Here is a 19,229-nt window from a genome sequence, read left to right as displayed (position 1 = left end):
AACACGCGCCTATTCTGGCACAGGGAAAAGAATATTTTTGCGGATTTGCGTTTCTTTACGCAGGGAAATGGGGTTTTGTGCGGTTTTCTGGCTTCGTGCGGTTTTCTGCCCTCACCCTAACCCTCTCCCACGGGGAGAGGGAATAGTTTGCTGCGGTCTTGCAGGGCGAGCACTCAACTCGCCACACGCACAATCGGTCCCTTCTCCCGCCTGCGGGAGAAGGTTAGGATGAGGGACAGCACGCACCACACCCCCAAAAACAAAACGCCCGCAGATTTTCACCTGCGGGCGTCTTTATATAAAGTCGAAACTGACCGATAAGCCGCGTTCTTTTCATAGAAAAAGGAGTGGACAGTCATTCATCTGCACGCACCCTCACCAAAAACAAAACGCCCGCAGATTCTCACCTGCGGGCGCTCATTAAAAAAGTCGAAACTGACCGATAAGCCGGGTTCTGTCGTGGACAGTCATTCATCTAGGCCAGCAATCGCTCACTGGCTCAAGCAGCCTACCCGGGTTCAGTACGGGCCGTACCATGTGAACCCCTATTTGGCCTTGCTCCGGGTGGAGTTTACCGTGCCACGGACTGTTGCCAGCCGCGCGGTGCGCTCTTACCGCACCCTTTCACCCTTACCTGATCCCATTACTGGGCCATCGGCGGTTTGCTCTCTGTTGCACTGGTCGTAGGCTTGCGCCCCCCAGGCGTTACCTGGCACCCTGCCCTATGGAGCCCGGACTTTCCTCCCCTCTGCCCGTCTCCCCCGAAAGGGACGACGACAAAGCGGCGACTGTCTGGTCAGCTTCGGCGCGGGATAATAGGCGATCCGCCGGCGTTTGTCACGCCTCTTGCTGCTCCAGCGCGTACTTGTACAGGGCGTTTTTCTTAACCCCATGAATTTCCGCCGTCAGCGCCGCCGCCTTTTTCAGCGGCAGCTCAGCCTGCAGCAGCGCCAGCGTGCGCAGCGCCTCTGCCGGCAGCGTCTCTTCATCCGCTTTATGGCCTTCGACAATCAGCACCATCTCGCCCTTGCGACGATTCTCATCCGCCTGCACCCACGCCAGCAATTCCCCCACCGGCGCACCGTACAATGACTCCCAGGTTTTGGTCAGCTCTCGTGCCAGCACCACGTAGCGCGCCGCGCCCCATACGCTGACCATATCCTGTAGCGTATCCAGCACGCGATGGGTCGATTCGTAGAAAATCAGCGTGCGCGGCTCGTCACTCAGTGCACGCAGCGCATCGCAACGTCCTTTACTTTTGGCCGGCAGAAACCCTTCGTAACAGAAACGATCGGACGGTAATCCCGCCGCGCTCAATGCTGTGATCGCCGCGCAGGCACCGGGCAACGGCACCACACGCACCCCGGCTTCGCGGCAACGACGCACCAGATGGTAGCCCGGATCGTTGATTAATGGCGTGCCCGCATCGGAGACCAGCGCAATGCTCTGGCCCTCCTGCAGCTTCGCTAACAGCACGTCGGCCTTCTGCTGTTCGTTATGGTCGTGAAGTGCGAACAGTCGCGCATTGATGGCGAAATGTTGTAGCAACAGCCCGGTATGACGTGTATCTTCCGCAGCGACCAGATCGACGCTCGCAAGCACCGTCAGCGCACGCTGCGTGATATCACCCAGGTTACCGATCGGGGTAGGAACAATATAGAGCGTGCTGGCAGAAATCTCTGCCCGATCGAGTTGTTTCATTGTTTCATCCGAATTGCCGATTTAATATTGAGCATCTTGAAAAAAACATCACTGGATACAGTATGCTTCCTTCGAAAGTCGTACGTCATAAAGCAGGACGCCTGGTCCCTGTTTTGCTCGCGGGCCTGATTCTGGCCGCCTGTAGCGGCCAGGGACCGCAGCAAACCTCAAGCGTAAACGTGCAGGGTCCTGCCACGGGCCGCTCTGACTATTATCTGCAGCAGGTGCAGCAAAGCAGCGATGATAGCAAGACCGACTGGCAATTACTTGCCATCCGTGCCCTGCTGAAGGAAGGAAAGTATCCGCAGGCGCAAAATCAGCTCGGTCAGCTGCCACAGCAGCTCTCTGATGTACAACAGCAGGAACTGCTGCTGCTGCGCGCCCAGCTGCAAATTGCCCGGCAGGATTTCAACGGTGCTCAGCAGCTGCTGGGACAGATAAAAGCCGCTGACCTGTCGCAGGATCAGCAGGTGCGCTACTACGCGCTGCAGATTGCCGCTGCGCAAAATCGTCCGTCGCTCGCGCTGCTGCGCGCCTATATTGCTCAGGAACCGCTGCTGAAAGGCGCCGATCACCAGAACAATATTGACGCCACCTGGCAGGCGCTGACCCAGCTTACCCAGGATCAGCTCAACAGCGTGGTGATCAACGCCGACGAAAATACGCTGCAGGGCTGGCTCGACCTGCTGAATACCTGGCACGCCAACAGCCAGGATGCCCAGATGCTGAAAGCCGCCATTAGCGACTGGCAGACGCGCTATCCGCAAAACCCCGGCGCGAAAACCCTGCCGACCCAGCTCAGCCAGGTGCAGAACTTCACTAAAGCCTCGACCAGCACAATCGCGCTGCTGCTGCCGCTTAATGGTCAGGCGCAGGTGTTCGCCAGTGCCATCCAGAAAGGCTTTAACGATGCGAAAAACGGTGTGCTGACTGCGCCGGCGGCACCTGCCGCACCGGCCAGCAGCGATGCCAGCGCCTCCACGCAGCAGCCCGCCAGCACGGCAACGCCTGCCAATGGCGATGCCAACGCGGTAGTCAGTCCGGCGACCGCGGCCATCACGCCGTCAGACAGCGTACAGCCGCAGCAGCCCGCCGCACAGCCAGCTGTCGCGCAGCCTGCCAGCAGCGCCCAGGTGAAAGTGTATGACACCAGCAGCCAGCCGATTGCTCAGGTGATGCAGCAGGCGCAGCAGGATGGTGCCACCCTGGTGGTTGGTCCGCTGCTGAAAAATAACGTGGAACAGGTCGCCAACAGCCAGACACCGCTGAACGTGCTGGCGCTCAACGAGCCAGAGCAGATCCAGAACCATCCGAATATTTGCTATTTTGCGCTTTCTCCTGAAGACGAAGCGCGTGATGCCGCGCACCATATCTGGGATCAGGGCAAACGCCAGCCGTTGCTGCTGATGCCGCGCAGCAGCTATGGCGACCGCGTGGGCAAAGCGTTTGCGCAGGAGTGGCAGAAGCTGGGCGGCGCAACCGTGCTGCAACAGCGTTTCGGCGGTGTGGGCGAGCTGAAACAGGGCATCAACAGCGGCGCAGGTATTGCACTGAGCGGCACGCCATTGACGGTACAGCCGGACCAGCCGCAGGGCGTGGCGGTCGCCGGTCTGACGATTCCGGCACCGCAGACCAGCGCTCCGGCACCTGAGAGCGCCAGCAGCAGCGGCAGCGTTGATGCGGTTTACATTATTGCCACTCAGGACGAACTGCAGCTGATTAAGCCGATGATTGCCATGCGCACCAGCAGCCGCAATAACATCGCCCTGTATGCCAGCTCGCGCAGTGCGCAGGCCGGTGCCGGTCCGGACTTCCGGCTGGAGATGGATGGCCTGCAGTTCAGCGATATTCCGCTGCTGTCCGGTGCCAATCCAGGCCTGATGCAGCAGGCGGCGCGCAGTTTTAACAACGACTATTCGCTGGTACGCCTCTACGCGATGGGCATTGATGCCTGGACGCTGGCGAACCAGTTTAACCAGATGCGTCAGGTACCGGGCTTCGCCATTGATGGCAACACCGGCAAGCTGAGCGCCGACACGGATTGCGTGATCAACAGGAAGTTGGCATGGAACCAGTATCGTCAGGGACAAATCGTTCCGGTGCAGTAAACCGCCAGCGCCTCGGCGCTGAGCAGGAGCAGCAGGCGCGTCGCTACCTTGAGCGCGCCGGACTGCAGTGGGAAGCCAGCAATGTGCGCTGCCGCAGCGGGGAAATCGACCTGATTATGCGCGACGCGGATTGCTGGGTGTTTGTTGAAGTGCGCTATCGGCGCGATGCACGTTTTGGCGGCGCGGCTGCCAGCGTGACGCGCCAGAAACAACAAAAGCTGCTGCGTACCGCTGCGCTGTGGTTGCTGGCACGCGGCGGCAGTTTTGATACGGTGAATTGCCGTTTTGACATCATCGCCATCACCGGGCGCGAACTGGTGTGGCTGGCCGATGCCTTTCGTGCGGATGGATAGAACCAGGTGGTCTTGTGCAGGACAGAATTAAAGCGTGTTTTACCGAAAGTATTCAGACGCAAATCGCCGCAGCCGAAGCGCTGCCAGATGCGATTTCCCGCGCCGCGATGACGCTGGTGCAGTCATTGCTTAACGGCAACAAAATCCTCAGCTGCGGTAACGGCGCTTCGGCGGCTAACGCCCAGCATTTTGCCGCCAGCATGATTAACCGTTTTGAGACTGAGCGTCCCAGCCTGCCGGCGCTGGCGCTGAGTGCGGACAATGTGATGCTGACGGCAATCGGTAACGACCGTCTGCACGACGAAATTTATGCCAAGCAGGTTCGTGCGCTTGGACAGGCCGGCGACGTTCTGCTGGCCATCTCCACCCGTGGCAACACCCGCGATATTGTTAAAGCGGTGGAAGCTGCGGTTACCCGCGATATGACTATCGTCGCGCTGACCGGCCATGACGGCGGTGAGCTGGCGGGCCTGCTCGGTCCGCACGATGTGGAAATTCGCATTCCGTCACATCGCAGCGCACGCATTCAGGAGATGCATATGCTGACGCTGAACTGCCTGTGCGATTTGATTGATAACACCTTGTTCCCACACCAGGAATGACTGAAGGAGCTCAAATGAAAGCATTGAACGCTATCGCCATTCTGTTAACCGCCATGCTGCTGCAGGGCTGCGTGGCGGTTGTCGCCGGCGGCGCTGCGGTCGCCACCAAAACCGCCACCGACCCGCGTACCGTGGGCACGCAGGTTGATGACGGCACGCTGGAGCTGCGCGTCACTAACGCGCTGGCAAAAGATGAGCAGATCAAAAATCAGGCGCGCGTGGTCGTGACCGCGTATCAGGGCAAAGTACTGCTGACCGGTCAGGCACCGTCAGCCGATCTCGCCAGCCGGGCGAAACAGATCGCCATGGGCGTTGATGGCGCGACAGAGGTGTATAACGAGATTCGCACCGGGCAGAAAGTGAGCCTCGGCACGTCTTCGTCGGATACGTGGATCACCACCAAAATCCGCTCGCAGCTGCTGGGCAGCGATCAGGTGAAATCGTCCAACGTTAAAGTCACCACTGAGAACGGGGAAGTGTTCCTGCTGGGTCTGGTAACGCAGGAAGAAGCGAAGGCAGCAGCGGATATCGCCAGCCGTGTCAGCGGTGTGAAGCACGTCACCACCGCCTTTACCATTCTGAAATAATGCCACAGGCGGCCAGCAGGGCCGCCTTTTTTACACCGGAATATCAATCACCAGCGCACGCAGCGGCGTTTCCGCCTGCAGCGTAATCTGCGCCTCTTCACTGACAAACGCCCCATCGCCACAGCGCAGCTGCTCCTGATGCGCACTGCTGGCCCGTACCTCAAGCGCACCGTGAATCGACTGCAAATAGGCGCGCGGTCCGTGCAGCGCCAGACTGTACTGCTCGCCCGGTGCCAGCGTGACCTGATGTACCCACACCTGCTGGCGCAGCTGCAAACTGCCGTCCGCGCCATCCGGTGACGCAATCAGCACATGGGTTTGCTGCGGCAGCGCGCGTTTTTGCAGCAGCGGATTTTCCCGTTCCGGACAGGCGGCCAGCCATAGCTGCATGCGCGTCAGTGGGCGATCCTTGCTGATATTGTGTTCGCTGTAATTGACGCCCTGGCGGGCCGACAGCAGCATCGCTTCGCCCTCGCGCGCCACCAGGTGATTGCCTTCGCTGTCGCGGTATTCGGCTTCACCCTGCAGCACCAGGTTGAGCACATCCACCTGCGGATAGGTGCGCGGCTGAAATGCCGCACCGGGTGCCAGCACTTCCTGATTCAGCACGCGCAGCGAGGCGTAGCCCATCAGCTGGGGATCAAAATAGTGGCCAAATGAGAAGCTATAGCGCGCCTGCAACCAACCGAAATCGGCCTGGCCACATGCGGACGCGCAGCGGGTTGTCATCATGCTTTACCTCCGACGCACTGCGGTGAGAATCCACCACAGGCTTTATACGTCAATGGTAAAAGGCTGGACGCCGGATTGTTAGCCAGTTAATCTGCCTGGCATATTCAAATTTACTGACAGAGAGTCGGCATGGCTAAAGAGCGCGCGTTAACCCTGGAAGCTTTACGTGTGATGGATGCTATTGACCGTCGCGGCAGCTTCGCCGCGGCGGCCGACGAGCTGGGACGCGTGCCATCGGCGCTGAGCTACACCATGCAGAAGCTGGAAGAGGAGCTGGATGTGGTGCTGTTTGACCGCTCCGGCCATCGCACCAAATTCACCAACGTCGGGCGAATGCTGCTGGAACGCGGCCGCGTGCTGCTGGAAGCCGCCGATAAACTCACCACCGATGCCGAAGCGCTGGCGCGCGGCTGGGAAACCCATCTAACCATCGTGGCCGAAGCGCTGATCCCGACCGAGCTGCTGTTCCCGCTGGTAGAGAAGCTGGCCGAAAAAGCCAATACGCAGATTTCGCTGGTCACCGAAGTGCTGGCGGGCGCGTGGGAGCGACTGGAACAGGGGCGCGCCGACATCGTGATCGCGCCGGATTTGCATTTTCGCGCCTCCACCGAAATCAACACGCGCAAGCTGTACAGCATTATGAGCGTGTATGTTGCCAGTCCGGATCACCCGATTCATCAGGAAGCCGAGCCGCTGTCCGAGGTCACGCGCGTTAAGTATCGCGGCATCGCTGTGGCGGACACCGCGCGCGAACGTCCGGTATTGACGGTGCAGTTGCTGGACAAACAGCAGCGCCTGACGGTAAGCAGCATGGATGATAAACGCCGCGCGCTGCTGGCCGGTCTCGGCGTAGCGACCATGCCCTATCCGATGGTAGAGAAAGATATCGCCGAAGGCCGCCTGCGCGTTGTCAGCGCCGAGTATACCCGTGAGGTGGATATTATTATGGCGTGGCGCCGCGATAGCATGGGTGAAGCCAAAGCCTGGTGCCTGCGTGAGATTCCGAAACTGCTGGCGAAACGCGGCTGATTTTGTGGGCTGGCGGCACTTCGCCCTCACCCCAGCCCTCACCCCAGCCCTCTCCCGCACGCGGGAGAGGGAGCCGTCCGCGCGTGGTTTGAGGGCCAGAATTCAGTCAATTCACCGGGCGCTGAGGCTCAGCGCCTGAACTCACACACCGCTGGATCGGTCCCCTCGCCCGCTTGCGGGAGAGGGTTAGGGTGAGGGACAAACCGCACCCATCTCCCTCACAACCGGCTCAGACAATCCATCGCCACCGCTTTAAAGCTGACGAAATCAGCGCAGTCGCGCAGTCTTGTCACCGCCCTTTCGCGCAGGAAGGTGACAAACAGATCGTAAATCGCCATCGCCTCCTCGTATTCACTCTTACTGATCGCCAGCAGAAAAATTACCGAAGCCGTCTCATCGCCCCAGCTCACGCCGTGCGGTGCCAGCACGGTATAAACCACGGTTTTTTTAGCCAGTAATCCCAGCGAGTGTGGCAGCGCGATCCCTTCGCCCAGCATGGTACTGACAATCGCTTCACGCTCTTCAACCGAAGGATAAAAATCAGCATCGACATAGCCCTCCGTCTCGAGCCGATCGCACAGCAGGCGGAACAGCGCCGACTGGCTCATCGGCCGGTCGAGCACCATGAAATGCTGCGCGTCGAAGTACTTCTCCAGCATGTAAGGCCGGGTGCGGTCCACCAGCACCAGCTTGCCGAGCTGTTCCAGCTGAAACTCCGTAGGGAATGGCGACATCATCACTACCGGCTTGTTCTTCTCACTCAGGCGCGCGGTTGAAATAACAAAATCTTCATCAATGTGCGCACGCACTTCGTAGTCACGCTGCGACAGCCGCGCCGTCACCACCAGCTGCGGGTATTTGCGCAGCAGCAGCGCCTCGATCATGCGCAGCGTGGAGTTGCCGCTGTCGCAGACCAGCAACACCTGCGGGTGTCGCTGGTAGCCGACATCGTAATGTCGCTCCAGCCCGACGCCGATGTGCAGCACCAGAAAGCCAATCTCGTTTTCGCTGATGGTATACGGCGTGTATTTGCCCCAGCTGGTGACGGCCGCTAGCGTTACATCGTAGGCCATCGGATAGTGCTGCTTGATGTTACTCAGCAGCGGATTGGGAATGTGGATTTGATAGCGCACGCGAGTGATCATGGTTTTGATGTGCGTGAGCAGATCGGCGCGCAGCTGCTCATCCTGCTGCAGCCGGTAGTTGTAATGGGTGTTGATGTAGTTAAGCAGGTAATCCACCAGCGCATCCGCGTCATCGGCGTTGATGGTGCTGGGGGCCAGCGCCTGAATCTGCCGCGCCGCAATATTAACGCGCAGCCAGTTCTCTTCCGCCTGCGAGATGCCTTTGCCCACCAGCGGACGCATCAGATTAACCAGATCGTGCGCCGCCTCGCGTATCTCCTCGCCGACATCCTCCGCGCCGGGATCGCTGAGCGGGAAGCCTTCGCTGATGCGGCGCACCGCCACCGCGCAGTAAATCAGCAGATAGCGCTCGCCTTCATCGCTCAGCCGGATGGCATGCTGCGTGAAACACTGCGCCAGCAGCGGCTGCAGCTGCGCCAGCATGCCGCTGTGCAGCGCCTCGACCGTCAGCAGTGGGCTGTCCGGCGTCTGCTGGTCAATTTGCCACAGAAGATCGGTCAGGCAGGTGCGAATCGCCGCCTCGCTGCCAAACAGTTTCATACCGTAGCGCGGCTTGGTTTCGATGTTGAGATGATAGCGGCCCAGCCACTCGCGCACTTCCGCCATGTCACTCTGCAGCGTGGCGCGGCTGACGAACCACTCTTCCGACAGATCTTCCAGCTTGAGCGAATACGCAGCGGTGAGAAAGCGGCTCAGCAAATAGCGCACCCGATCCTGCGAGGTGCGCGGCACCCGCAGCGGTGCCGCACTCTCCTGCTGCAGGCGGCCGAAGCGCACCGCGTCGTCGATTTTTAGCTGATAGCCCGCGCCGCGCGCCAGCACGAACTGAGCGCCGTGCTGTTCCAGCAGCGCATTGAGCGCGGTGATGTCGGTGCGCACCGTGCGCGTTGAAACGGAAAAACGCCGCGCCAGCTCATCCTGTGGCAGCGTTTCGCTTTGCAGCGCCGCAAAGAGTTGAGCTAAACGCTGATTGGGAAATCTCACGGAGCCTCACCTGTTACTCATTTGTTACAGCAGTTTCTTGCACGTTGCCAGAAGCTGACGCACATCGTCAATGCGCGTGTCGCCGCTGGCGCTATCAATAATTGAGCTGTAAACGTGCGGGATGACTTTACTGACCCCGGCCTCCAGAGCAATCCGCACAATCTCTTCGAAATTACTGAGATCGATACCGCCGGTCGGCTCCAGCCAGAAATCATGGCGCGCACAGGCGTCCGCCACCGCGCGATACTCCTCCACCGCTTTCAGGCCGCCCATCGGGAAATACTTGACCGAACTGCCGCCCATATCCTGCAGCATGGCAATCGCCGTGGCGATCGGTACAATGCCGTCCGCCGCCTGCGAACTGCGCGGACCGGTGGAGATTTTCACCTTGCCCGGCGTGCCGGTTGGTGAAACCAGACCGTTCACGATAGTGTGTGGCTGTCCGAGCAGCGCGCGGCTGGTGGCCACGCCGGTAAAGACCTGATTAACGTGCTGCGGCTGCAGTTCCGCCGAGATTTCACTGACCATCGCCGACTGATTCGGGTCGCCCGCACCCAGCCCGACCGACAGCGCATTATCAATCAGCGCTGCGTACTCGCGCATATCGGCAATCGCGGCCTCATTCGAGGCGTAGTTTTTCGACAAAACGCCGACCAGCACATGCCCTTCTGCCGCCTGCCAGATCGCCTGCGCATTCTGCTTTGAACCGGCCAGCACGTTGAGGCACAGACGGCCCTGATAGAAATTGGGGTTAAGATTCATGCGCGTTTTCCTCCGCTGAGCAGCGCCTGGATGCGGCTAAAGATGATGTGCAGCTGTTCCGCGCTGACGCTGCGCACATCCGCTTCGATAATGCCTTCGTTGGCTTTATAGCCGCGGAAATAGATGGCGATGTCGCCGTTTTTCAGCGCCTGCACCAGCTCGCCGGTCGGCCAGCCCGTCACCGCTTCATCAAATTTGATCTCAGCGCGGGCGATATCACGACCAGCGGCATCCCACACCACGCGCGCGCTGACGCCGTTCAGCGTGTTGAGGTTATCGATAAAGGGCGTCATCTTCGCCACCATGTCGGCACCGCTGGTTTTGCTCTGCAGCAGGTAGTTTTCAATCGCCTGAGTCAGACCGAGAATGCCCTCTTTGCCGACTTTCATCGCGCGGCCAATGCCGTTGCTCTGGCGTTTCACCCACTCGACGTACTGGCTGCGGCCAATCACCAGGCCGCTGGTTGGCCCTTCAATCGCTTTGGCACCGCTGTAGATCACCAGGTCGGCCCCCATCTGGTAATAGCACTGCAAATCCTCTTCGGCCGCCGCATCGACAATCAGCGGAATACCGTGTTTGCGCGCGACTACTGCCGCCTGTTCGACGCTGAGATGGCTTTTCTGCACACAGTGATGCGACTTGACGTACAGCAGCGCCGCGGTGGTCGGCGTGATGGCCGCCGCCAGCTGTTCTGGCGAGCACTCATTACTGTAGCCGGCCTCAATCAGGCGTCCGCCGCCCAGCGCCACCATGCTGCCCACTGGCGCGCCGTAGTTCACGTTATGGCCTTTCGGCACCACGATGTCGTGCGGCACGCTGAGCGGCGCGGCGTGCAGGTTATCCAGCAGCCAGTCGTTATCTTTGACGATCACCGCCGCTACGCACTGGGCAATACCGGCCGAGGCGCAGGACACCACCACCGCGTTTTCGACTTCCAGCAGGCGCGCGATGTAAGCACCGGTTTTGTTGACCAGATCTTTGATCTCAAAGTAGTGATTGAGGCCGTAGCTGACGGTATCCACCACGTCGGCGGACGGCGTCGACACGCCGAGAATGGTCATACGGCCGGAGGCGTTGATCACCTGTTTCAGGTCATATTTCTCATAAATCGAAGACATGATGCGCTTTCCCTTCCTCAGTCAGATGCCACTGGCCCGCGATCACCACGGCCAGCGGCAGCAAATGTTGCTCACCCGTGACCCGTTCGCCTTCAGCATCGACGAACGGGCGGGCTTCCTCTTTGACGGTAAAAATGGTCAGATCGGCGTCATAACCGGCGGTCAGATGACCTTTACCGGCCAGACGCAGACCCGCTGCGGCATTAACGGTGACGCAGGCGATCACCTGCGGCAGCGTCATGCCGATGGAGAAAAATTTCGACATCACGTGCGCCAGGCTGTGCACCGGGCCGTTGATGCGGTTGCGACAATAGATATCGGAGCTGATGGTGTCCGGCAGAATGCCCTGGGCAATCGCCTCGCGCGCCACCGCAAAACTGAAGCTGGCGCTGCCGTGGCCGATATCCAGCTTCACGCCGCGCGCGATCGCCTGTTTAACCGCCGCTTTCAGCTCGCCCTGCGGTGACAGAATGCGGTTCGGCTTGCCGTTGAAGCAGTGAGTGATAATGTCGCCGGAAGTGAGCAGCGCGGCGATCTCTTCCAGCACCGGCGGGTTGTTACCGATGTGCACCATCAGCGGCAGATTGCCCGCCGCCTGCTGAATGGCTTTGGCGCGCACCAGCGGCTGAATGCCGTTGTCGCCGACCACGCTGCTGCTCATGCGTGCCTTCAGGCCGACGATAAAGTCCGGGCGACGCTGTACCGCCTGCACCACCGCTTCGCCGTCGATCTGCGCCATATCGGCCAGCTCGTTCTGCGTGACGATGCCGGTGCGCGAGATGTTGATCAGTGCGCGCACTTCGGTCTTCGCGCTGCGCGTCAGCTGATAAAAGTCGTCGATGTGATCGGCACCGGTGCTGCCCGCATCCACCACGGTGGTGACCCCCTGCGCCACGCCAATCGCGTCGGCTTCGTCGTGGTAAATCGGTGATTTGGGATAGCAGTGTACGTGGCTGTCAATCCAGCCCGCGCTGACGTAGTAGCGGCCGCCGAGATCGCGCTCCTGTTGCGCTGCGCCGTCCACCTTACCGACCGCCGCGATTTTGCCGGCGCGAATCGCGATATCCACCAGCTGTTCATCACACAGACGCGCGCGGCGCAGAATCAGATCAAACATAAAACCCCCATTTACAGAGCGCACATGCCGTAGCGGCGCAATTTATTGCGCGATAAATCGCGCCGCTACGGGATTGTGCAGCCATTTAGCGCTTACAGCGAAACCGGGAAGATAGCGCCGAGCACCATGGCACCGAGAATCGCGCCGCCGGTAATCGGCTTGTTCCACAGGTAAAACAGCAGCGCACCGACCAGCGAACCGAGGCCGATCGGAATCGACGCCGCCATGGCAGACAGAATAATCAGTGGACCAAGGAAGCGACCCGAGGCATTACCGGCCCCCATCATTACGTCCGCGCCGTAGGTGGAATCGCTCTGGTTGATGGTGAATTTACGCGCGAGGATAATCACGTAGCCAATCGCCACGCCAATCACCAGCCCGGTTGCCAGCGAGGCGGCAAAGTTCGCCACCGGAAACACGATACCGGCTCCCAGCAGCAGCGCTGGCACACCGAGGCCGACGCCGGTCTGAATCGCGCCGCCGATATCCAGAATCCCTACCAGCGAGCCTTCAATAATGCGCGCAAACAGGAAGCTGGCACCAAACGCCGCCACCGCGCCGTACACGCCGGTTTCCATGCCGGAGCGCAGCATCGAAACGAATGCCACTTCGTTAAAAGCACCGATGCCGTACAGGTAGTACATGTGCGTCCCGGCAAATACGCCGGAGGAGAGCAGGCCGACAAACAGCGGGAAAGACCAGTCGGCGTACCAGAACCCTTTGTTTTCGTTCTCGTTCATGCTGAAGGCTCCTTATTTGCCGCTCAGGCTGTTGTGGATCATGTCGAGCCAGCCAGGGATGCCGAGCTGGAAGGATTGCAGCAGTTTCACATCGAAGCCACGGAAGAAGCCGCTCAGCACAAACAGCAGGACAATCGCAGCCATCATCACTTTGGTGACTTTGTTCCAGCCGCTCTCTTCCACGCCTTTACCGATCAGAATGCCCAGCACCAGACCCGGCACGGCGTTACCCATGATCAACTGCGCCAGACCACCAAAAATGGTTGCCCAGAAGCCCGATTTCTTACCGGCATCAATTGCCGCCAGCCAGAAGATCACCGGCATCACCGTGTTCACCAGCAGATTCGCCGCCGGCACCAGCACTTTTACTGCGGTCACCTGCAGCGCAGCCGGTACGGCGGAAGCGGTACTGTTCAGGAAGGCCACCACGATCATGCCGATGATGCCGCAGGCAATCGCCATGCGTTTCGGGTTATGCAGCGTTTCAGCGACGTTGCGGTTCTTTACCATCAGTGCGGCCGCGCCCCAGTTCGGCAGAATGCGGTGATCCACATCCTGCGTGAAGGAGCCCGCGGCAACGGAGGATGCCCAGGCGTTAAAGAAGAAGCCGAGACCAAAGGAGAAGTGCGAAGCCGGATCGCCCTCGCAGGAGTTGAGCTCGCCCAGCGTACGGAAGGCACCCATCCCCTGCGTGACGGGCGCGTGGAACATGCGCGCCGCGCCCGCTCCAACGCCCACGCCGACTAATCCACCTATGATCAACGACTTAAACAAAATGATTAAAAACATATTGTTACCCTTGTTGTCGTTATTCTTACGTTGCTGTGAAGGTCACGCTCTCGGTGTCGATCACAGTGACGCTGACGGTAATTTCCAGCTCCACGCTGTAATTCCGCCGTTCACGCGCGAGGAAGAAGAACAGAAATTTCTCCTTCCGCACGCTCTCCTGCGCGCGCAGCACCCGCACATCGAGCGGTTCAATGCGCAACAGAATTTTCTGGCTGGTGCGCAGCACCTGCTGCTGCACCTTGCTGAGCGCATCGGCGAAGGCTTTTGCTTTGCTGTCGCCTTTGCCCTGCACCGTGACCTGCGTCTCATACTGTTGTTTCATGCTTAGCTGCCGTGTTTTTTATTCCAGGCCTGAACCAGACGCTCACCCAGCTCTTCTTTATCCATGAAGCCAAAACCGAGCACGGTGGCGCCTTCGTTGATGGCGGTTACCCCTTCGTCAACCGAACGCATGCCGTGTTTGGCTTTGTAGCCGTACTTGTTCTGTGCGGTGATGGCACCGGCACCGCCGCTGCCGCAGAAGGAGATGCCGAAATCAGCGTTTTCCGCTTTCATCACGTCGCCCAGTTTCATATCCGCCGCCACGCCCGGCACTACTACTGCCCGGCCGCCGGCTTTTTCCACGCCAGCTGCCACTTTCTGCCCTTTACCCAGACGATCGCCAATCACTACCGTTACCATATTCCGTTCCTCTCTCAATTCATGCTTCGTTCGATTTCGCCACTTCGATATGCACCGACAGCAGCCAGGCTTCTTCGACAGGCAAATTGCCAAACAGATCCACCACCTGCTGCGCCAGCGCCATGGTCTCAGGCGAGATGTCCTCAAACAGTTCGGCTTCGACGTCCGGCAGCGCCTCTCCGGTGAGAGAGCGAGCCGCCATGGCGCGGACATGTGAGGCCAGCATTTGCTGTTGCACCGCATTGGCTGCAATGTGGTGCGCGGCATACAGCGCCGCGATTTGATTCATCACCTTATCCGCCAGCGCCTGGATTGCCTCCGGCGTGCTCGGTTTCAGCGGGACAGCATCACTCCTCACCTTGTTACTCCTGTTTACAGCGGACAATGTCAGATAATTCGCGTTGAGAAGAAATTACGCTGTCCGCCTGGCGGTGTGGAGACGCAACATTTCCACCTCAAAGTGGAAATCCCACGGGCGACTGTGCGCCAGATCGCACGATGCACGAACTATGCGAGATCGCTCACGAAATGCGTGAAATGAGGTAAAAAGCGGGATAAAAACGGTGGAGTGACGCGAAGCCGCGGCAGGAATAAGGCCAGCCTGCAGGCTGGCCCGGTTTATCAGCGGAATTTCTTATGGTTGGCGTTACGGATATCTTCCAGTTTCTTCGCTTCGGTTTTCGCCTCGTCCAGCTTGTTAGCCTGCGCCAGCTGGTCGACAACGTCGATCTGGGCAATCAGTGAGTCCAGACCGGCGTGGTAATCCTTGATCTGTGCGCTGTCAGCACCCTGGCCTTCCAGTTTTTCCGGCGTGGATTTTTTTGCATCCTGCGCAGCGGCACGCATCTTGCCCAGTGCAGCGTGCATTTCCTGCGCGTCAGAGGTTTTCTTAACGACACTCAGCCCGTCTTTCAGAGTATCCATATCCTGCTCCAGGTCAGCCGCGAACAGGCTGGCTGAAGAGAACAGCAACGACAAAGACAACATAGCAATCACATGCTTACGCATAACGTTTTCCTTTAATTATTATCAGGCGAAAAAAAAGCAGCCGCTGTGGGCTGCTTTCATCAAGCGATGTCTTTATTGTCCGGCGATTTTCATCTCCGGCAGCAGCACCGATCCGCATTGTATATTGCTGCGCGTTTCAATGTCGTTACCGACCGTTACCATATTGAGCCACATATCTTTGAGGTTGCCCGCAATTGTGATCTCGCTCACAGGGTATTGAATTTCACCGTTTTCAACCCAGAAGCCAGCCGCACCGCGCGAGTAGTCGCCGGTCATAGCGCTGACGCTGGAACCCATCATCTCGGTAACGATCAAACCGCGTCCCATCTGCTTCACCAGATCGTCAAAGCTATGACCCTGACCGGCGATGCGCCAGTTATGAATGCCGCCCGCGTGGCCGGTGCTTTGCAGGCCGAGCTTACGCGCCGAATAGCTGGTCAGCAGCCAGTTCTGCAGCACGCCATCTTTCACGATTTCGCGCGCTTCGGTGCGTACGCCTTCGCTGTCGAACGGCGTCGACGCCAGCCCTTTCAGCAGGTGCGGCTTCTCTTCAATCGTCAGCCACGACGGCAGAATCTGCTGGCCCAGCGCGTCGAGCAGGAAGGTGGATTTGCGGTAAACGCTGCTGCCGCTGATCATGCCCACCAGATGGCCGAACAGGCCGGTGGCCACTTCCGGCGCAAACAGCACCGGCGCTTTCATGGTCGGCAGCTTACGTGGCGAAAGACGTGCCAGCACGCGGCGCGCGCACTCCGCACCCACCCAGTCGGCGCTTTGCAGATCGCCCATCGCGCGACCAATGGTGTAGGCGTAGTCGCGCTCCATGTCACCGTTGTGCTCGGCAATGACGCAGCTCGACAGCGAATGCCGGCTCGAGCAGTAGCTCTGCAGCATGCCGTGGTTGTTACCAAAGACTTTGATGCCGACGTGGCTGTTAAAGCTGCCACCTTCGGTATTGGTGATGCGCTTATCAGCCTGCAGCGCAGCCTGCTCGGCCTGCGCGGCCAGCTCGATGGCGCGATCGGCGTCGATCTCCCACGGGTGATAGAGATCGAGATCCGGCGCCTCAAACGCCAGCAGATCGCGCTCGGCCGGCGCAGCACAGGGATCGGGCGAGGTGTAGCGCGCGATATCGATCGCCGCCTGAACGGTGCGTTTAATCGCGTCCGGGCTGAGATCGGTCGAGGAAGCACTGCCTTTGCGGTTTTGGTGATAGACGGTGATGCCAAGCGCGCCATCGCTGTTGAATTCGACGTTTTCCACTTCGCCGTAGCGGGTACTGACACCGATTCCGGTGGTTTTGGTGACCGCCACTTCTGCTCCGTCGGTGCTGGCTTGCGCCAGTTCCAGCGCCTGCGCGACAGCCTGTTCCAACACTTTACGTTGTTCTGCAACCTGAGTAGATACGTTCATCGACCTGCCGTCTAATCTTAAGTATGAATTTATTGAGTCTATCAGACTCAGAGAACAATTTCGCAGTCGCCCGATAAACTGGTAGGATTAGCCTCTTTTTTTAGGGAGCCAACAGATGACGAAGCAGCCCGAAGACTGGCTCGACGATGTGCCGGATAATCAGGAAGAAGAAGACGAAGAGATTATCTGGGTCAGTAAAAGTGAAATTAAACGCGACGCCGAGGAGCTGAAACGCCTGGGCGCCGAGTTAGTGGATTTAGGGAAGAACTCCCTGGATAAGATCCCGCTTGATGAACAGCTGCGTGACGCCATTGAACTGGCGCAGCGCATTAAGAAGGAAGGCCGCCGCCGCCAGCTGCAGCTGATTGGTAAAATGCTGCGTCAGCGCGACGAAGAACCAATCCGCCTGGCGCTGGATAAGCTGAAGAACCGCCATAACCAGCAGGTTGCGCTGTTCCACAAGCTGGAGCAGCTGCGCGATCGGCTGATTGAACAGGGTGATGACGCGGTGGCGGAAGTGCTGAATCTCTATCCGCACGCCGACCGTCAGCAGCTGCGCAGTATGATCCGCAACGCGCAGAAAGAGAAAGCCGCCAGTAAGCCGCCAAAAGCCGCCCGCCAGATTTTCCAGTACCTGCGCGAGCTGGCTGAAGCGTAAGTCCGCTGCGGACGGTTGCCCTGCCCTCACCCTAACCCTCTCCCGCAAGCGGGAGAGGGGATATAAAGTACAGTGCCGGGTTAGAAGCAGAGTGCTGAAGCAGCTGAAGCACAGTGCTGAGGTAGCTGAAGCAGAATGCTGAGGTAGCTGAGGGCGAGCGCTGGATGTGACGTCCGCCCCGGACGGCCCCTTCTCCCGCTTGCGGGAGAAGGCTGGGATGAGGGCAGATCGCCTCTCGGCCCTGAACCGGCCACGCATTACTTACCTAACCGCTCCAGCAGTTTCTGATGAATCCCGCCAAAGCCGCCGTTGCTCATCACCAGAATCGAATCACCCGGCTGCGCCGCTTTAGCCACCATCTCCACCAGCGTATCAATGTCCGCGCTCCAGTGTGCCGGCTGAATGCAGGCTTCCGCAACGTCCGCGACCTGCCACGGAATGTGGTGCGGCTGGAACAGGAATACCTCATCGGCACGCCCTAACGAAGGGGCCAGTTCGTTCTTGCTCACGCCCATCTTCATGGTATTAGAGCGCGGCTCAAGCACCGCCAGAATGCGTGCGGTGCCGCCGACTTTACTGCGCAGCGCCGCCAGCGTAGCGAGAATCGCCGTTGGGTGATGGGCAAAATCGTCATACACCTTAATCGCGTTCACTTCGCCGCGTAGCTCAAGGCGACGACGCGCGTTAATGAAGCTGTTCAGCGCCTCACCGGCATCGCACGGCTTCACGCCAACATGACGTGCGGCGGCAATCGCCATCAGGCCGTTGTGCATGTTGTGTTCGCCGACCAGCGCCCAGTTCACTTCCGCCACTCTCTCACCGTCGAGCCACGCTTCCCAGCGCGAGGCATCCGGCACCAGCTTCTTCGCCTGCCAGCGACCGTTATCACCCACGCTCTCCTGCTCGCTCCAGCAGCCCATCGCCATCACCTGCTTAATGTTGTGATCGTGTTCCGGCAGCAGGATCTTGCCCTGACCCGGCACGATGCGCACCAGATGGTGGAACTGCTTCTGGATCGCCCGCAGATCGTCGAAGATGTCGGCATGATCGAACTCAAGATTGTTGAGGATCAGGGTGCGCGGGCAGTAATGTACAAACTTGGAACGCTTGTCGAAAAACGCGCAGTCGTACTCATCCGCCTCAATGACGAAGAATGGACTTTTTCCTAATTTTGCCGATACGTCGAAGTTACCCGGCACCCCACCAATAATAAAGCCCGGTTCCAGGCCGCAGGCCTCGAGAATCCACGCTGCCATGCCGGCTGTGGTGGTTTTGCCATGGGTACCGGCCACCGCCAGCACCCAGCGATCGCGCAGCACGAAATCGTGCAGCCATTGCGGTCCGGAGAGGTAAGGAATGTTGCGTTCCAGCACCGCTTCCACGCACGGGTTGCCGCGCGTCATGGCGTTGCCGATGATCACCAGATCCGGTGCCGGCTCCAGCTGCGAGGCGTCGTAACCTTCAGTTAATTCAATGCCTTGCTGTTGCAGCAGCGTGCTCATCGGCGGATAGACATTGGCATCTGAACCGGTCACTTCGTGTCCGAGCGAGCGGGCCAGCATCGCCAGTCCGCCCATAAAAGTGCCACAAATCCCAAGGATGTGAATGCGCATAAAAAGATCCATTACTCAAAAGTTCGGCGCACAGTGTAACGCCGAGTCCGGAGGGAAGAAACGGATTAGGACTATGGTTTTTGAAGTTC

General features: G+C 59.2%; 20 protein-coding genes and 1 other RNA gene. 6 read left to right on the top strand and 15 right to left on the bottom strand.

Going from position 1 to position 19,229, the window contains the following annotated elements:
* Positions 1-427: 427 nt before the first annotated feature.
* Positions 428-804, bottom strand: an RNA gene (gene rnpB / locus K7H94_RS02200) — RNase P RNA component class A.
* A gap of 33 nt (positions 805-837) precedes the next feature.
* Positions 838-1,701: a 16S rRNA (cytidine(1402)-2'-O)-methyltransferase gene (gene rsmI, locus K7H94_RS02195; protein WP_058759850.1), complete on the bottom strand. Its 864-nt coding sequence runs from the start codon at positions 1,699-1,701 to the stop codon at positions 838-840.
* A 62-nt stretch (positions 1,702-1,763) separates the two neighbouring features.
* Here rsmI and K7H94_RS02190 point away from each other — a divergent pair, with 62 nt between their 5' ends.
* From K7H94_RS02190 to dolP, 4 genes are read left to right on the top strand one after another with little or no spacing between them, the layout of a single operon-like run.
* Positions 1,764-3,809, top strand: coding sequence for a penicillin-binding protein activator (locus K7H94_RS02190; protein ID WP_150059475.1), 2,046 nt, complete (start codon positions 1,764-1,766; stop codon positions 3,807-3,809).
* The gene (locus K7H94_RS02185; RefSeq protein WP_021509715.1) at positions 3,767-4,162 is read left to right on the top strand and encodes a YraN family protein; all 396 of its coding nucleotides are present in this window, start codon (positions 3,767-3,769) and stop codon (positions 4,160-4,162) included. Before K7H94_RS02190 ends, K7H94_RS02185 begins: the two co-directional genes overlap by 43 nt.
* Positions 4,163-4,176: 14 nt before the next feature.
* The gene (gene diaA / locus K7H94_RS02180; protein WP_021509716.1) at positions 4,177-4,764 is read left to right on the top strand and encodes a DnaA initiator-associating protein DiaA; all 588 of its coding nucleotides are present in this window, start codon (positions 4,177-4,179) and stop codon (positions 4,762-4,764) included.
* Positions 4,765-4,778: 14 nt separating this feature from the next.
* Positions 4,779-5,351, top strand: a complete 573-nt coding sequence (dolP, locus tag K7H94_RS02175; RefSeq protein WP_021509717.1) for a division/outer membrane stress-associated lipid-binding lipoprotein — start codon at positions 4,779-4,781, stop codon at positions 5,349-5,351.
* A 30-nt stretch (positions 5,352-5,381) separates the two neighbouring features.
* Here dolP and K7H94_RS02170 read toward each other — a convergent pair whose 3' ends face one another.
* Positions 5,382-6,083, bottom strand: coding sequence for a pirin family protein (locus K7H94_RS02170; RefSeq protein ID WP_031280148.1), 702 nt, complete (start codon positions 6,081-6,083; stop codon positions 5,382-5,384).
* A gap of 129 nt (positions 6,084-6,212) precedes the next feature.
* Here K7H94_RS02170 and K7H94_RS02165 point away from each other — a divergent pair, with 129 nt between their 5' ends.
* Positions 6,213-7,112, top strand: coding sequence for a LysR family transcriptional regulator (locus K7H94_RS02165; RefSeq protein ID WP_021509719.1), 900 nt, complete (start codon positions 6,213-6,215; stop codon positions 7,110-7,112).
* A 218-nt stretch (positions 7,113-7,330) separates the two neighbouring features.
* On the opposite strand, the gene K7H94_RS02160 is transcribed toward K7H94_RS02165, so the two are convergent.
* The 11 genes from K7H94_RS02160 to pmbA form a co-directional block, all read right to left on the bottom strand.
* Entirely contained in the window at positions 7,331-9,241 is a 1,911-nt protein-coding gene (locus tag K7H94_RS02160) for a BglG family transcription antiterminator (protein WP_058759852.1), read from the bottom strand.
* Positions 9,242-9,265: 24 nt separating this feature from the next.
* Positions 9,266-10,003, bottom strand: coding sequence for a 2-dehydro-3-deoxy-phosphogluconate aldolase (gene dagF / locus K7H94_RS02155; RefSeq protein WP_059012418.1), 738 nt, complete (start codon positions 10,001-10,003; stop codon positions 9,266-9,268).
* Positions 10,000-11,121, bottom strand: a complete 1,122-nt coding sequence (locus tag K7H94_RS02150; RefSeq protein WP_058759854.1) for a DgaE family pyridoxal phosphate-dependent ammonia lyase — start codon at positions 11,119-11,121, stop codon at positions 10,000-10,002. Before K7H94_RS02150 ends, dagF begins: the two co-directional genes overlap by 4 nt.
* Positions 11,105-12,238 (bottom strand): amidohydrolase/deacetylase family metallohydrolase, encoded by a 1,134-nt coding sequence (locus tag K7H94_RS02145; RefSeq protein WP_021509723.1) that lies wholly within the window; start codon positions 12,236-12,238, stop codon positions 11,105-11,107. The genes K7H94_RS02150 and K7H94_RS02145 overlap by 17 nt, the downstream gene beginning before the upstream one ends.
* A 92-nt stretch (positions 12,239-12,330) precedes the next feature.
* Positions 12,331-12,978, bottom strand: coding sequence for a DUF4310 family protein (locus K7H94_RS02140; RefSeq protein ID WP_021509724.1), 648 nt, complete (start codon positions 12,976-12,978; stop codon positions 12,331-12,333).
* 12 nt (positions 12,979-12,990) lie between these two features.
* Positions 12,991-13,767 (bottom strand): DUF4311 domain-containing protein, encoded by a 777-nt coding sequence (locus K7H94_RS02135; protein ID WP_021509725.1) that lies wholly within the window; start codon positions 13,765-13,767, stop codon positions 12,991-12,993.
* Positions 13,768-13,792: 25 nt separating this feature from the next.
* Positions 13,793-14,089 carry a DUF4312 family protein gene (locus K7H94_RS02130; protein ID WP_021509726.1) on the bottom strand — a complete coding sequence of 99 codons (297 nt, stop codon included), beginning with the start codon at positions 14,087-14,089 and terminating at the stop codon, positions 13,793-13,795.
* Between the two features lie 2 nt (positions 14,090-14,091).
* Positions 14,092-14,448, bottom strand: coding sequence for an SFCGS family glycine-rich protein (locus tag K7H94_RS02125; protein ID WP_021509727.1), 357 nt, complete (start codon positions 14,446-14,448; stop codon positions 14,092-14,094).
* Between the two features lie 19 nt (positions 14,449-14,467).
* The gene (locus K7H94_RS02120) at positions 14,468-14,806 is read right to left on the bottom strand and encodes a glycine dehydrogenase (protein ID WP_010617110.1); all 339 of its coding nucleotides are present in this window, start codon (positions 14,804-14,806) and stop codon (positions 14,468-14,470) included.
* A 263-nt stretch (positions 14,807-15,069) separates the two neighbouring features.
* A complete protein-coding gene (gene cybC / locus K7H94_RS02115) occupies positions 15,070-15,456 on the bottom strand; it encodes a cytochrome b562 (protein WP_021509728.1) in 387 nt (128 codons plus the stop codon).
* Between the two features lie 72 nt (positions 15,457-15,528).
* A complete protein-coding gene (pmbA, locus tag K7H94_RS02110) occupies positions 15,529-16,869 on the bottom strand; it encodes a metalloprotease PmbA (protein WP_222951566.1) in 1,341 nt (446 codons plus the stop codon).
* Between the two features lie 115 nt (positions 16,870-16,984).
* Between pmbA and yjgA the strand changes: the two genes are divergently transcribed.
* Entirely contained in the window at positions 16,985-17,527 is a 543-nt protein-coding gene (yjgA, locus tag K7H94_RS02105; protein ID WP_058759857.1) for a ribosome biogenesis factor YjgA, read from the top strand.
* A gap of 257 nt (positions 17,528-17,784) precedes the next feature.
* On the opposite strand, the gene mpl is transcribed toward yjgA, so the two are convergent.
* Entirely contained in the window at positions 17,785-19,140 is a 1,356-nt protein-coding gene (mpl, locus tag K7H94_RS02100; protein ID WP_222951565.1) for a UDP-N-acetylmuramate:L-alanyl-gamma-D-glutamyl-meso-diaminopimelate ligase, read from the bottom strand.
* Positions 19,141-19,229: the final 89 nt, after the last annotated feature.

It is taken from the genome of Pantoea dispersa (assembly GCF_019890955.1).
GTDB lineage: Bacteria > Pseudomonadota > Gammaproteobacteria > Enterobacterales > Enterobacteriaceae > Pantoea > Pantoea dispersa.
This window is presented reverse-complemented; position numbering and strand designations above follow the sequence as displayed.